General features: G+C 43.5%; 10 protein-coding genes. 4 read left to right on the top strand and 6 right to left on the bottom strand.

Annotated features, from left to right (window positions below):
• The first annotated feature begins 141 nt into the window (after positions 1-141).
• Positions 142-4,497 carry a chitobiase/beta-hexosaminidase C-terminal domain-containing protein gene (locus QVE09_RS24720; RefSeq protein WP_315938945.1) on the top strand — a complete coding sequence of 1,452 codons (4,356 nt, stop codon included), beginning with the start codon at positions 142-144 and terminating at the stop codon, positions 4,495-4,497.
• A 148-nt stretch (positions 4,498-4,645) separates the two neighbouring features.
• Here QVE09_RS24720 and QVE09_RS24715 read toward each other — a convergent pair whose 3' ends face one another.
• Entirely contained in the window at positions 4,646-6,769 is a 2,124-nt protein-coding gene (locus QVE09_RS24715; protein WP_315938944.1) for a 5'-nucleotidase C-terminal domain-containing protein, read from the bottom strand.
• Between the two features lie 525 nt (positions 6,770-7,294).
• Here QVE09_RS24715 and QVE09_RS24710 point away from each other — a divergent pair.
• Positions 7,295-7,921, top strand: a complete 627-nt coding sequence (locus QVE09_RS24710; RefSeq protein ID WP_315938943.1) for a hypothetical protein — start codon at positions 7,295-7,297, stop codon at positions 7,919-7,921.
• 242 nt (positions 7,922-8,163) lie between these two features.
• Here QVE09_RS24710 and QVE09_RS24705 read toward each other — a convergent pair whose 3' ends face one another.
• From QVE09_RS24705 to QVE09_RS24695, 3 genes are all read right to left on the bottom strand, one after another.
• Complete coding sequence (locus QVE09_RS24705; protein ID WP_315938942.1) at positions 8,164-8,913, bottom strand: Imm51 family immunity protein; 750 nt, start codon at positions 8,911-8,913, stop codon at positions 8,164-8,166.
• Between the two features lie 123 nt (positions 8,914-9,036).
• The gene (locus QVE09_RS24700; protein ID WP_315938941.1) at positions 9,037-9,417 is read right to left on the bottom strand and encodes a DUF5713 family protein; all 381 of its coding nucleotides are present in this window, start codon (positions 9,415-9,417) and stop codon (positions 9,037-9,039) included.
• Positions 9,418-9,455: 38 nt separating this feature from the next.
• Positions 9,456-9,776, bottom strand: a complete 321-nt coding sequence (locus tag QVE09_RS24695) for a tetratricopeptide repeat protein (RefSeq protein ID WP_315938940.1) — start codon at positions 9,774-9,776, stop codon at positions 9,456-9,458.
• 532 nt (positions 9,777-10,308) lie between these two features.
• On the opposite strand from QVE09_RS24695, the gene QVE09_RS24690 reads away from it, so the two are divergent.
• Positions 10,309-11,283 (top strand): YndJ family transporter, encoded by a 975-nt coding sequence (locus QVE09_RS24690; protein ID WP_315938939.1) that lies wholly within the window; start codon positions 10,309-10,311, stop codon positions 11,281-11,283.
• Positions 11,284-11,374: 91 nt separating this feature from the next.
• A complete protein-coding gene (locus QVE09_RS24685; RefSeq protein WP_315938938.1) occupies positions 11,375-11,827 on the top strand; it encodes a HEAT repeat domain-containing protein in 453 nt (150 codons plus the stop codon).
• A 157-nt stretch (positions 11,828-11,984) separates the two neighbouring features.
• On the opposite strand, the gene QVE09_RS24680 is transcribed toward QVE09_RS24685, so the two are convergent.
• Positions 11,985-13,475: an aldehyde dehydrogenase family protein gene (locus QVE09_RS24680; RefSeq protein ID WP_315938937.1), complete on the bottom strand. Its 1,491-nt coding sequence runs from the start codon at positions 13,473-13,475 to the stop codon at positions 11,985-11,987.
• A gap of 28 nt (positions 13,476-13,503) precedes the next feature.
• The gene (locus tag QVE09_RS24675; RefSeq protein ID WP_315938936.1) at positions 13,504-14,589 is read right to left on the bottom strand and encodes a 5-methyltetrahydropteroyltriglutamate--homocysteine S-methyltransferase; all 1,086 of its coding nucleotides are present in this window, start codon (positions 14,587-14,589) and stop codon (positions 13,504-13,506) included.
• Between the last annotated feature and the right edge of the window lie 20 nt (positions 14,590-14,609).

Here is a 14,609-nt window from a genome sequence, read left to right as displayed (position 1 = left end):
TGATAAACAGCCTTCCAAAACATAATTCTAGGAGCATATTCAATATCCTTCACGCATTACGCAGAACAGTCTTTTCAGTAAATGTTAAGAGCTTCATGATATCGTTATCTTTGACAATGTAATGGAGAGGATTGATTGAAGATGAGTTCGAACCCAGAGATACCCATTCGAAAGAAGATAAGCAATAGGAGTTTTACAAAAACGATAGCGGTTGTATTGATTATGTTGCAACTGATTGGTCTGTTCGGACTATCCGGCCGTGCATGGGCAGATTCGGTTGCTTTTGCTGGAGGGACCGGTACACAGGACGATCCGTGGCTAATCGAAACGGCGGAACAGCTTGACAGCATAAGGACACACCTGTATTCTAACGGCCACCCTGATCAGGTCGGATATTATTACAAACTGATTGCAGATATCGATCTGGATGTTGAACCCTACAACCAAGGAGCAGGATGGGTAGCGTTCGGAACCACTGGAACGCCCTTCACAGGGGTATTTGACGGGAATGGACATACCATTTCCAATATGGAGATTAACCTTCAGAATGATTCCAGTAAGACTCGTAACGGTTTATTCGGCGCAACGAAAACGGCAACGATTCGCAATCTTGGCTTGGAGAACAGCTATGTGAATTCGAATTCAAACTTTGCAGGCAGCCTGATCGGAGAGGCTAACGATACCTCCATTAGCCAGGTTTATGCTACGGGTTCTGTTAGCGCACGTTCTTTTGCTGGCGGACTGGTCGGTATAGCCAGTGGCACTGTATCGATAGCGGATAGCTATTTTATAGGTACTGTGGAGGCTGGAGAAGTAGTTGCTGCGGGCTTGGTTGCATATGCCGAGAACAGCCCGTTGAACGTGGATCGCTCCTATGCCGTGGCTGTAGTTAAAGCGAATGTTGCGGCTACTGCCGGCGGCTTGATCGGTGGGACCGGAACAGGAGCAATAACGGCATCTTATTACGACCAAGATGTTTCGGGCATGAGCGATACCGGGAAGGGCGAGCCAACAGCCAGTTCGGCTATGAGGCAACAGCAGACGTACAACGGCTGGAACTTTGCCGATTCCGGCGTATGGTCCATCGATGAAAGTAAAAATGACGGCTATCCCTATTTGAACTATCAGCACTTTACCGAGGAGCGGATGACGTGGACAGACATCACGGGTGAGGCCATATTTAACAGACCGCTTGGTATTGCGGTAGATAGCTTCGGTAGTATGTATGTGGTCAATTATCAAAGTTACAAAATTAACAAACTCGTAAATGGAGCAACAGAATGGACAAATATCACCGGATCGGAAAGCTTTAAATCTCCAACAGGTGTAGCCGTAGACAATGCTGGAAACGTATATGTGGCAGATCGAGGAAATAGAAAAATTAAGAAACTGTCTAGCGGTACCTCCGAATGGCTCGACATCACGGGAGCGGAGAATATGTATCCGAATGGATTAGCTGTCACTTCTTCTGGTGATGTATATGTGGCAGATAGCAGCGGCAAGATTAAGAAGTTGGCAAGTGGCGAGACAAATTGGACAGATATCACAGGTACAGAGTCCTTCGCTTCTACGTATGGTATAGCCATTGATGGTGCCGGTAATATGTACGTGGCAGATATAAATAAAAGGAAAATTAAAAAACTGCCAAGTGGAGCAAATAAGTGGATGGATATTACCACTACAGGGAACTTTACGAGTCCCGCAGCTATAACAGTGGACAATATCGGCAATGTGTACGTAGCCGATGGAGCAACCAATAAGATCAAAAGATTGAAGAACGGTGCGGTACGATGGGAGAACATCACAGGATCGGAAAGCTTCCTTACCCCTTTTGGCATAGCCACAGATCGGTTCAATAATGTGTACGTGACAGATCTGGAGCACTCGAAAATCAAGAAATTATCCATGACACCTGCGGCAAGTCCGTCCGGTGGCATCGTAACGTCAGGTACAACCGTTACACTGACAATGGGTATCGGTGGAGCAACAATCTATTATACAACCGATGGCACTGAGCCAACGATCAACAACGGCACGGTCTATAGCAGTCCTATCCCCGTTACGAACGGAATGACCATCAAGGCCTTTGGAGTCAAGAAAGGCATGACCGATAGCGTGGTGATGACGGAGACCTACACGATCAAGCAGCAAACCGAAAAGCCGGCTGCTAGTCCTGCTGGGGGAGCTGTGGCCCCAGATACAACCGTGGCACTGACATCACCAACGGTTGGAGCAACGATCTATTATACGACGGATGGCACTGCGCCAACCAGCGAGAATGGTACGATCTATGTTGAACCGATCCCCGTTACGGACGGCATGACGATCAACGCTATCGCTCTCAAGCAGGGCCTGAACGATAGCGAGGTTATGACCGAGAGCTACACGATCACACAACAGGCCGGGAAGCCGGCTGCTAGTCCTGCTGGAGGAGCTGTGGCCCCAGATACAACCGTGACACTGACATCACCTACGGGTGGAACAACGATTTATTTTACGACGGATGGCACTGCCCCAAGCATCGACAACGGCACGATCTATGTTGAACCGATCCCCGTTACGGACGGCATGACGATCAACGCTATTGCTGTAAAGCAGGGCCTGAACGATAGCGAGCTTATGACCGAAAGCTACACGATCACGCAGCAAACCGGGAAGCCGGCTGCTAGTCCTGCTGGAGGAGCTGTGGCCCCAGATACAACCGTGACACTGACATCACCTACGGGTGGAGCAACGATCTATTATACGACGGATGGCACTGCCCCAAGCATCGACAACGGCACGATCTATGTTGAACCAATCCCCGTTACGGACGGCATGACGATCAACGCTATCGCTGTAAAGCAGGGCCTGAACGATAGCGAGCTTATGACCGAGAGCTACATGATCACACAACAGGCCGGGAAGCCGGCTGCTAGTCCAACTGGAGGAACCGTCGCTTCAGGCACGACCGTGACACTGACAACACCAACGAACGAAGCAACGATTTATTTTACAACCAATGGCACTACACCTAGCATCGACAACGGCACGATCTATAACGCTCCGATCCCTGTTACGGATGGATTGACCATCAAAGCCGTCGCAGTGAAAAAAGGCATGACCAATAGTGAGGTTATGACAGAGACCTACACCATCAAGCAGCCAAACGTAGAGCCTGGCGGGAATTCATCTGGCGGATCTACAGGCGGAGCACCCGCTGCACCAAGCACTCCAGTTGCTCCCGTTGTTCCAAACAACAAGGAGGGTTTCCGTGTTCTTGTTGAAGGCAAGGAACAGGTAGGTATCGCCTCGGCTTCCTCATCGAAGGAGAATGGAAAAACGAAGCTTACCGTGAAGGTAGATACGGATAAGTTGGCAGCACAACTTGCCAAGACCGAAGACAAGCCTGTTATCATCATCCCTGTGACATCCAAGGAAGATAACGTATCCACAGTGTTGACCGGAGATGCTATAAAACAATTGGAGAACAAACATGCTGTTCTGGAGATTCGCACACCAGCTGGCAATTATCAATTGCCAGCCGCCGAAGTGTCAATTGACCAATTGGCTACAAAATTGGGGAGAGAAGTGAAGCTTGCAGATATAACTCTCCATGTAGACATTACAGCCAATGACTCTGCCAAGAATGCACTTATGAACAATGAAGCAGGCAAAAAAGGTTTTACTGTAATTGTGCCTCCTGTTGATTTTATGATTACTGCCTCAAACGAAGGCAAAACAGTAGAGGTTAACAAGTTCAACTCCTACGTTGTCAGGGAAATTGCACTGTCAGACAATGCTGATCTGAGCAAAATCACTACTGCCGTGGTGCTGGACGAAAATGGAGTCATTCGTCATGTGCCAACGTACGTAACCACTCGTGACGGAAAGCATTACGCTGTTGTGAATAGCTTGACCAATAGCACTTACTCACTCATCTGGCACCCGATGACCTTCGTCGATGTGGAGTCTCATTGGGCTAAAGACGCCGTGGAGGATATGGCATCCAGAATGGTCATTAATGGAGTGGATGCGACACACTACAATCCAGATGCCGCCATTACACGCGCTGAGTTCGCTGCAATTATGGTACGTGCGCTAGGCTTGCCTGATCAGACAGGCAGCGCTCCGTTTAACGATGTATCTTCGAGCGATTGGTATGTCGGTGCTGTAGCTCAGGCACAGCAATACGGAATTATTCAGGGCTATGAGGATGACATGTTCCACCCATCCCAAACCATTACACGGGAGGAAGCACTCGTCATTCTGGAGAGAGCGATGCGTATCACCGGATTGGAAGCCAAGCTTCCAGCCGCTACAGTAGATGATGCATTGCCAATATTTAAAGATGCTCAGCACATTTCTCCATGGGCCAATAGCGCTATCGCAAAAGGCCTGCAAGCGGGTATTATCACAGGTAGAGCAACTGAAGAATTCGCTCCGAAAGCGTCGATTACAAGAGCTGAGGTAGCTGTAATTATCCAGAGACTGATGACAAAGTCAGGTCTGATATAATCTGATGTCCGATTTATTGGATCACCTCTAATCTAATCCAAGTTCGCTGGACTAGCAAAAAAAAACATCCTTAACGGCAAGAAGCCGAGTAAGGATGTTTTTTCTTTTGTTCCTATGATAGGACTACAAAAATTGCAAAATAATCAAATTATGAAGCTTTTGCTGCAACAGCTTTTTCAATTAATGCTTTGGCATCGTTAGTAGTAAGACCTTGTTTAGGTTGGAGCGATTTTTTATCTGTTCCAGCAAGAATACCTTTGTCAATCAGTTTTGCCATAGGTTTGATTGCATAGGCAGACACGGATTTACCATCTTCAAAACTAGCAATAATCGCAGCAGCGTCTTTATCGGTAGCTTGATCTTTTACCAATTTAGCAAGAATTGTGGCAGCTTCCTCACGTGTAATATCCCGATCAGGATAGAAGTTTCCACCATAACCTTGAATGAATCCAGCATGCGTAGCTTCAGCAATCGCATCTGCATATGCAGCATTAGCAGCAACATCCTTGAATGCAGGTGCTGTCGTTACGTTGTTTAGTTTCAACATGTCCACCAGAGCACTTACAAATTCAGCACGAGAAATGACTTCTGTAGTTACAGGTGTTTCTGTTGGCTCGGTCGATGCAGCCACGTTTGTGATACGTGCTTCATTTTTAGCTTCGATGCTACCGCCTTTATACGTATCTACGATGTACTGGTAGAATACATCCAGATCGATAGGACCTGCCAAGGATGATTTAGCATCCACTAGCACTTTATAGTTATCTCCACCTGCAGCCATAAAGTTGTTAACTACAGCCGTATATGTTTTTGCAGAATCAATAGGTGTACCATCTTCAAGACTAAGACTAGTAACACGTTCTGCAACTGGCTTATTGAAATCTGCAGTATATTTCAAACCAGAGATTTGGAGTGTTTTGGTGTTTGGTGTACCGTCAGCGTTGGTACCCCATTGCTGCTGCAACAAGGTTTTAATTTGTTCACCAGTCAGTTCCAGTTTCACTAGAGTGTTGCCAAACGGTTGGATTTTAGCAAGATCAGCAAAGGTCACATCGCCTTGTGGCAGATCCGCACGAATACCACCTGGATTCATAAATGCAAAGTCAGCAGCGCTTGCTTTATCACCAAAGTCTGCATGACGCATTGAATCTGCAATGAGGTTGCCAAGAGCGGCTTCGTTATTATAAGCATCTGTACGGGTAACAGAACCATCCGTTGTACCTACTGGCTTAGTCAGCTCAGGATGCTTGTCTAATGATTTTTTAATAATAGCTAAAGATTCAGGGTCTTCTTTTACACCCTCTTGGAAAGTTGTTGTAACAGTCGCTGATTTTTCAGTTACATCCCCGGTGGCAGGGTCAATCATCAGCTTGATATCTTCAAACGCCGTACCATAGGAATAAGCTTGAACGATCAACTTTCCATTCACTTCACCGTTAGCCAAAGCATGATTGTCACCTGCAACGATAACGTCAACAGGGGAATCTGCGGGCAAAGCTTTTGCCAAATCAGCCGCTTCTCCACTGGTTACGCCTTCTTTGGTTGTTGCTGGATCATGCGCCAAAACAATGATCGTTTCTACACCTTGGTCTTGCAATTCTTTGGCATATTTATTAACCGCTTCAACTTCTTCTTCTGCGCTTAAGAAACGTACGCCGGCTGTCCCGGATGGAGATACTTTGGCAGGTGTAGACTTCGTCACTAATCCGATGAATCCGATTTTGACTCCTCCCACTTCTTTAACCACATACGGCTTAATCAATGTTTTTCCTGTGGCAGTTTCAATGACGTTTGCATTGACGTAATCAAATTTTGCACCAGCATGCGTTACTTTGCCTTCTTTTGGATCAAGGCCACCAAAGATTTGTGCTTTCAAAGCAGCGACACCTTGGTCAAATTCATGATTACCCAAGGAGCCTACATCAAATCCCATCATATTCATCCATTCCATAGTAGGCTCGTCACGATCCAGAGATGAGGCTGGAGCAGAAGCACCAACAGAGTCTCCATTATGGAAGAGTAGGGAGTGTTCATATTTGGCTTGAGCTTCTTTGAGATAGGTTGCTAGAATTGGAGCTGATCCTGCCTTTTTATCACCCACGATTGATGTGGTATCTAACTGACCGTGGAAATCATTGATTCCAATCAAGTGTACTTCTACATCGTTACCTGCGGCAGAGACAGAACCTGCTGCGCCCAATAGTTGCGTGAGCAATAGTGCAGCAGTAGCTACACGTAGTGTGCTTTTACCCAAAACTTTTTTCCAAGACATGAATGAAAAAACCCCTCTCCAATTTTAGATCCTGAGATATTTTACCATAGTTCAATTCATAAAAATCATAAAATATATAAAATGTATGTAAAAATTTTGGGAGATTGATAGAGAAGATGAATACCTGTATCTCGAGCTACGCCAAAATTAGTATTTAGCTTCAATATTATCAAGCGAATACTAGGTTTTTTTCTAACTCAGGAGACGAGAGGTTATGACCCATTGGACGTAGGTGATAGATTCAGAATTTCATATAGAAAAATATGGCTTTTATATTTTCTGGTTGCTATAATGGAAAAAAAAGTATTTATTTTGCCTAATGATGCAACTCCTCTACTAAAGAACAAGCGTATACTTAGCTTTCCTCTCCTAAAAAACACACATCCCATTACATAATATGTATCAAAAATCTTCACACTTTCTATTAAAAGGAGGTAACCGTTGGGAGCACTTTAGATCTTATTTCCCGTTTTACACCAATTGAGGCTAGCGTTAACCATTATAAAGAACATAGGAGCGTGTCCAATGAACAAACAACTTTTCCCCAAATCTTTTCGAATTCTTATGGCTTGCTTGTTGATTCTTGCATTTGCCGTACCAGCAACGGCTTCTGCTGGCTACATTGGAGATAAGCTCACGATCGGCCAAAGCATGGCAAAGGGTGACTATCTCACTTCTCAAGATGGTAGATTTTCAGCCATTTGGCAAAATGACGGAAACTTCGTTATCTATCAGAATGGTTCTTCTCTTTGGAGTAGCGGTACCAGTAACAGTGGGGCTCTTTCGTTCAAGTTTGAACCACAATACGGGAAACCTGTCATGTATAAATATGGCATGAAATATCAAGATGTTTACCAATATGGTTATCGTTATGGTTTCAACCCGGCTACAGGTAAATTCGAATACTACACCGGTTGGGGATGGGATAAAGTTTTGATGATTGATACTTCTGTACAGGTAGCTGCTTGGTCTCCCAATACCACCTCATGGATTCCGGGTCATCACGGAAGCAGCCTACCGACTAACACAACAGGTGATACACTGATCATGCAAAGTGATGGAAATTTAGTTCTCTATAACACAACCCTGACCAATAACTATTATCCGAACAGCTGGATTCCTGTCTGGGCTTCCAATACGGGCGGACGCTAAAATCAGATCGAGAGCCGCGTGATGCGCGGCTTTTTTTTGTTTTGCAAGGAAGATAAATTCATCCCTCATCTAAAAGAGGCCAACCGGTGATAATCGGCTGACCTCTTTTAGATGACGGAGTACGGCACAAGATCCCTCATATCATCGGTCGGAATAAACTTGGCTAAATCGTAGGACAGTGGAATGCGAGAAAACTTTTCAATTCTTCATGCAACAGAAAATTATTGTACCTTGATCTCCAATCAATCTAATTCAGCTCGGGAGAATAGGTCTTTTATTAATGAATCATCTTCACATGCGCCCTTAAAGGCTATTGCAAAACTAAGTATAGCTTCTCTATCGTCCGAATAAGCAGCGAACATATCAGCTTCAGGATCAAACCGCACGATATGAACTAAATGTGGCATTCTTTCTTTGAGAAAAACGGCTGCCAATGAACCCCAATCATAGCCATTGCCCTCAAATCCCTCTTCGGATCGCGTTTGAAAAATTTCATGCTTATATTCGCCAACACCCAAAATCATGGATATACTTCCATTATTATGAGAAATTAGCCCGAATGGATTTATTTCTTCATTAGCTTCTAACAAACCCTCATCCTGTTCAACGCTAGCGATATGAATCGTTTCATTTCCTGCTCTGCCAGCGGCGTTGCGGCTCATTTCTAGAAATCTCCTGCCATGTGCATCTTCAGGGTCTAGTGCTACAGCTTGTTCAAAAGTAGCTATCGCTTCCTTATACTGTTTAAGGTAATAATAAGCGTATCCTAATCGAAAATGCCAAAGAGGATCATCCTCGCCTTGCTTTTGCACAGATAAAAAATATTTGATTGCTTCCTTATAATTCTCTTGATTATTCAGTGCTCTTGCCAAAAGGCAAACCATGTCATAGTCCATGTCTGCTTGGGGTATTTCCAAAATTTTGTTAATTATTTTGTCATGCTGGTTTTTGTTATGCCACAGAGTGAGTTGTTTCAATAGATCCTTATCCATCTTTGCATTCTCTCCTCTAACTTTAATCAGGTAATGATTTTAATTTGTAATTCGGTATGCTCATAGGTTTCAGACGCCAAGGAATTCCAATCGTGACGGCCACCTTTGGATTCCTAGTCTTGACTACCAGTCCCGTTCTTGAATGGCTACTTCTGTATCTATTTCGATATAATAAAAGGCTAAAATATCTTCGACAGTTTGTGCAATTGACTCTCTCGCAACTGTTTCAATTTCGCTATCATTTTCATCAAATTCTTCTGCAATATCATTGATTGCGTTAATGGCGAAATTAAGCTTTGCTTGGATTTCTTCGATATCTTGGTTTCCTTGCTCCAAAAATTCAATAACTTTAACTAGTTCAGCTTTGACTTTATCTACAAGAAAATCAGGGTAATATTTATCAATATACATATCTTTTAAGTATTCCAGTGACGCACTATTATTATCTTGAACGGTTAGCAAAAATGGTTTAAATCTGTCTGCAACATTTACTACAACTCCCATGGGAATATCCCTTGCTTCGTTGAATGTAGTTTCTTCGTTTATACCTTTCGATGTAGTAGATTGCTTAACTTCATTTTCTTTTGGGCGACTTTACCTCGGCTCCAATCTAATAATGTCAAGGTAGATTTATCACCTGGATCTAGCTTATCTGTAATTTCAAATTCTCTTAATGCTTCATCATATTGTTTAAAGTAGTAGTAAGAGTAGCCCACACGAAAGTGCCAAAGAGGGTCATCCTCACCTAGTTTTGCAATAGTCAAAAGCTGTTGAAGCGCTTCATCGTAGCGTTCTAGATTATTCATAGCTCTTGCCAACAAACTGACCGTATTATAGTCTCTGTCTGATTGAGGAATTTCCATAATTCTATCTACTATTTTTCATGTTCATCTTCTTGATGCAAAATAATAAGTTGTGCGAAAGGGTCTTTTTCCATCGCTCTACCACTCTGCCTCTCTTCGTTAATGCATCCCTATCAAGTAAATAGGGAATCGTGTTTTTCCAATTATAACCTAGGGCAAGTGCAGGTGATAGATCCACTATTGAATTAATCTTCCGATTAGCTTTCGTTAAGTTTTCCACTTTTATGGCCCTCGTGGGAATGGGCATCCGTTAGCGAGGACAACATACAAAAAACGGATTCAATGGTGATTTCTCATTCATAAATATCATAAAGCAAATCTTTAATTACGATGGAAGGATGAGCGAATGCAATCCATAAAGGGATTTTTCGTTTTCTTGGGGAAAATCATAGTACTGACATGACTGATATTCTCCCATATCGATCCTTCTCGCAGTAAGATAAGCTTATTTTCATATATTGACAATTAAATGTGTTAGACTACTAAAAGAAGAATTGCCGATCTATACTAAACGTCGTTAGAAAGGAAACCCATGAATAGTTCCTTGAAACAACGAATGAAATCATTATTAGCACCAGTGTTTCCCGGTGGAATCATAGCCATTCTGATATTTTATCTGGATTACTTTCAATTCGAACTTGTTGAAAAATTTCTGCTTTTTGCGGCTTTCGTCATTGTGCCTCTTGTAATTTTACTTTTGAACCATGATGAAAAAAATAAACATCAACGAATGATTTATGCTGCTATGAAATGGCTTCAATTTCCCGCTGCGCTTTTTACTCTCGCCTCAGTAATGAGTAGCAGGATGTGGGGGTTAGAAAGTACGGGAATCCCAGGGATTCTGTCTCTTGGATGGCTACTGTTCACATTGCTGCTTGGCATCTATGGCTTGACCACTATTGTGGTCTCTAAAGGAAAAGCAGCTGAAATAGCGATTGGCGCGGGGCTCGTTTATTTTTTAATCGGGGGCATTTGGTTTACCTTATATCAATATCAAATAAGCCTCTTCCAGGCTAATCCTGCGACGCACGCATTAAGCTCGCTCCACTTTCATTTTTCATCTGCGATCGTTCCGATTTTTATTGGTGCACTGGGACGCATCATGACGAAGAAAAACTGGTATCCTTGGGTCGTTGCCATCGATATCATCGGACCCATCTTGATTGCTATTGGTATGATTTTCTCCAAGCCGATTGAATACATTGGTGTCAGTTTGTTCGCCTGCAATATTGTGGTTTACACAGCTTATCTCCTTGCTTATTTGAGAAAAAATGCTTTGGATATTAAGGCAACCTTCTTCTTAGGCCTTTCTTGTCTAGCCTTTTACACGGTTGTTGTCATTTCCATCTTCTATCCATTACTGAAAAATATGTACTCCTTAACCATACTCGATTTTATACCCATTTATGGATCTCTGCATGCGTTTGGTTTTGTCTTATGTGGACTAATTGGTTGGGTGTATATGGTGGACTTCATTAAGGAAAAGGCTAACCCATCGGCTTCATAGGAGTAGTTTAGTCAGGTTCGTGCTATAATAGTGATCACATAAATAACATTCATCATTCTGCCGAGATGGCGATGATTAAGGAGATTGAATTTTGACGAACAACCATGATATTGGAGCAGTAAACGAACTACCGGAGAACTTTGAAGAGCTCAAACGAGCCGCTAATCGGACGTCAAGCTGGAGAGACAGACTGAATGCAGTGAACGAATTGGGAAACTGGGATACAGCCCCTACCATTAAGTTGCTGCAGCACGTTTTGAAAAATGATCAAGTGTTCCAGGTGCGTGAAGCCGCATATCACAAGCTGAAACAGTTGGATGAAGATGTACAAATGCCTGCCAAAAACAAAGGCGAGCTGTTTAAAGGTACTAACAAAATTTTGCTACGGATCAAAAAAAGCCTTCCTGAAGGTCACACATTTGAGGAATTTAAGGAAAAACTGCAAAAGACACGTCTGGATCTCTATGATACTTACGAGGGCGACAAAGATGCTGAGTTCGATTCCTGGCTCCATGGAATTTGGGAGACACTCGGTAGAAGATAACCGCCGTTCACCGTATAGTAGCTGAACACAAAGCCACTCCAAAAAATGGAGTGGCTTCTTTATTTCTTATTTTGATTGCCACCAGAGCAAAGTTAGAGCCTTCATTTCATTTCACATGTATATTCTCTGTTCGATGCGAGGTTATGTGATATAAAATTTATTCTGGGATATACGGAAGATCCAGTGTCTTTGGAACGTTGATGACATGCTTTTCGGTATACGTGCGGATCCCATCCGCGCCGTATTCACGGCCAATACCCGATTGTTTAAAGCCACCGAAAGGGAATCGAACGTCGAGTCCCTGCACAGCAGCTGTATTGATCATGGTCGTTCCCGCTTCGAGTTGACGTGCGACGGAGATGGCATCCTCTTCTTTCCCCCACACAGAACTCGTCAATCCATATATGCTTTCATTGTGCAGATGAATAACCTGCTCTTCATCGTCAAATGGCAGAATCGGAACCGTAGGGCCAAACTGTTCCTCTACTACAATCGGATCATGAATATCGCAACCTAAAACAAGCGTAGGTTGTAAGAAGTAACCTTGGTCAAACAGCTTCTGATCAAGAATTTGCCCGAGAGGGATGACCTTAGCCCCGCGCTTTTGCGCATCTTCAACCAAACCAAGCACATAATTTTTCTGCTTCAGGTTATTAACCGGGCCTACTGTCGTATTTGAATCAAATGGATCACCAATTCGAATCCAGCGATTAGCCGCCTCTATATATTTTTCCACAAACTCATCATAAATAGAACGGTGTACATACACACGTTTGGCGATCATACAGATCTGTCCTGCTGTCAAGAAATTAGAAATGACAATCCGGCGCATTGCTCGCTCATCATGAACATCAAAGCTTTCCAAGAAGATAGCCGCATCATTACCACCAAGCTCAAGCGTCATATCCTTAATCGTTTCCGAAGCAGCTTTGATAATATGCTTAGCTGTTGCGGTTCCACCTGTAAAGGCGATCTTCGTAACATGAGGATTCGTAGTCAATTCAACGCCCACATCCGCATCACCATGAACCACATTGATAACACCAGCCGGGAACTCACTCGCAATAATCTCTGCTACCTTCGCTGCCGCCAGTGGTGCAAATGGGCTTGGTTTAAGCACAATCGTGTTGCCCGCAAGTAAGGCAGGAGCAATCTTAATGGTAGATAAAGCAATGGGATAGTTCCATGGACTAATCGCTGCCACCACACCCATTGGATCATAGGAAAGAATCGTTTTACCATTCTCATGCTCTTTGATCTCTTCCTGTAGAGCCGATTTGGCTTCATTACAAGCAAACTCCATCCACATTAACGAAACATAAATTTCACCGTGTGCATCATACAGGGGCTTGCCATGCTCTCTGGACAGCAAATGCACAATTTCATTCTCAGCTGCTCTAATCTTCTCGATCGCCTTGCGCATCATCATAATGCGTTCATCAATGGAGGTCTGCTTCCATGTTATAAACGCCCCTGCCGCCGCTTCAATCGCTTCAACCGCTTGTTCTTTCGTAGTGACAGGGAAATAGCCTACGATCTCAGATGGGTTTGTCGGATTTTCTTTTGCTACCTGCGAAAGGGATTTTACATTTTGACCATTAATGAACGCTTCAACTATAATTGTCTCTTGGTCTGCTTGTATCGTCATTTTACATCCCCTCCGTTATTTAAATGGATTAATTCCAAACTTCTTCTGCAATTTCCTTCACATAACGAAGTTTACGCCATTGTTGTTCTTCCGTTAAAATATTGCCTTCTTCTGTAGACGAAAATCCACATTGTGGGCTCAAACAAAGTTGCTCAAGTGGTACATAGGTTGCCGCCTCTGCAATCCGAGCTTTAATGTGTTCTTTGTCCTCTAACTCGCCTGTTTTTGATGTGAGTAAACCAAGCACGATTTTCAAATCTTTTCGATTCACATATTGTAATGGCTCGAAACCACCTGAGCGCTCATCATCAAATTCTAAAAATAATCCATCTACGTTTAAGCCTCCAAAGATAACTTCAGAAGCGTACTCGTAACCACCCGTTGAGAAATAATTCGATTTATAGTTACCACGACAAATATGCATCGTCACAACTAAATCCGCCGGTTTATGAGCCAATGTTTCGTTAATCATTCGCTGCATCGTTTTCAACTCTTCTGCCGGTTCCAGACCTTTGGCACGCAGCTTATCGTGACCAGCTTCTGAGAATAGGTCCGCCCAAGCGGTATCATCTAATTGCAGGTATCGACATCCCGCATCATAGAAAGCTTGAATGGCTTTTTGATACGCTACTATCGTATCCTGAAGGAATTGCTCTCGGTCCGAATAGATATTGGCGCCATTCTCCAACCGATATAGAAGCATGTTGGGACTTGGAATGGTCTGTTTCGCCACTGTGTCACCTGCATGCTTTTTCAAAAACTCAAAATCCTGAACAAAGGGATGACTCGAGAAATCTACTTTACCCACAACTCGAATCCCGCCCTTGCGAGTCTGCATGTTATGGAATTTCGGTCCGTCTATTTGCTCATACAGCTCTACGCCATCCAAGCCGCCCAGAAAATCAAAATGCCACCAGCTTCTGCGGAATTCACCATCCGTAACTGCCAATACGCCATTTTCCTTTTGCTTTTCAATAATTCGAATAATCTCTTGATCTTCTACAGCTCTTAATTCTTCATATGTGATGTTGCCTGATTTATATTGTTCACGTGCCTGACTTAAATTTGCAGGACGTAGAAAGCTACCTACATGATCATTACGAAATGGTATCATAACTATTTCTCCTTCTAACT

Source organism: Paenibacillus sp. ClWae2A, from assembly GCF_032452295.1.
Taxonomy (GTDB): domain Bacteria; phylum Bacillota; class Bacilli; order Paenibacillales; family Paenibacillaceae; genus Paenibacillus.
The sequence above is the reverse complement of the archived record's forward strand: the minus strand, read 5'-3'. Positions and strand labels throughout refer to the sequence as shown.

Excerpts from the sequence above, each read along its gene's own strand:
- QVE09_RS24720 (WP_315938945.1), top strand. The coding sequence starts at position 142 with ATGAGTTCGAACCCAGAGATACCCATTCGAAAGAAGATAAGCAATAGG.
- QVE09_RS24715 (WP_315938944.1), bottom strand. The coding sequence starts at position 6,769 with ATGTCTTGGAAAAAAGTTTTGGGTAAAAGCACACTACGTGTAGCTACT.
- QVE09_RS24710 (WP_315938943.1), top strand. The coding sequence starts at position 7,295 with ATGAACAAACAACTTTTCCCCAAATCTTTTCGAATTCTTATGGCTTGC.
- QVE09_RS24705 (WP_315938942.1), bottom strand. The coding sequence starts at position 8,913 with ATGGATAAGGATCTATTGAAACAACTCACTCTGTGGCATAACAAAAAC.
- QVE09_RS24700 (WP_315938941.1), bottom strand. The coding sequence starts at position 9,417 with ATGGGAGTTGTAGTAAATGTTGCAGACAGATTTAAACCATTTTTGCTA.
- QVE09_RS24695 (WP_315938940.1), bottom strand. The coding sequence starts at position 9,776 with ATGGAAATTCCTCAATCAGACAGAGACTATAATACGGTCAGTTTGTTG.
- QVE09_RS24690 (WP_315938939.1), top strand. The coding sequence starts at position 10,309 with ATGAATAGTTCCTTGAAACAACGAATGAAATCATTATTAGCACCAGTG.
- QVE09_RS24680 (WP_315938937.1), bottom strand. The coding sequence starts at position 13,475 with ATGACGATACAAGCAGACCAAGAGACAATTATAGTTGAAGCGTTCATT.
- QVE09_RS24675 (WP_315938936.1), bottom strand. The coding sequence starts at position 14,589 with ATGATACCATTTCGTAATGATCATGTAGGTAGCTTTCTACGTCCTGCA.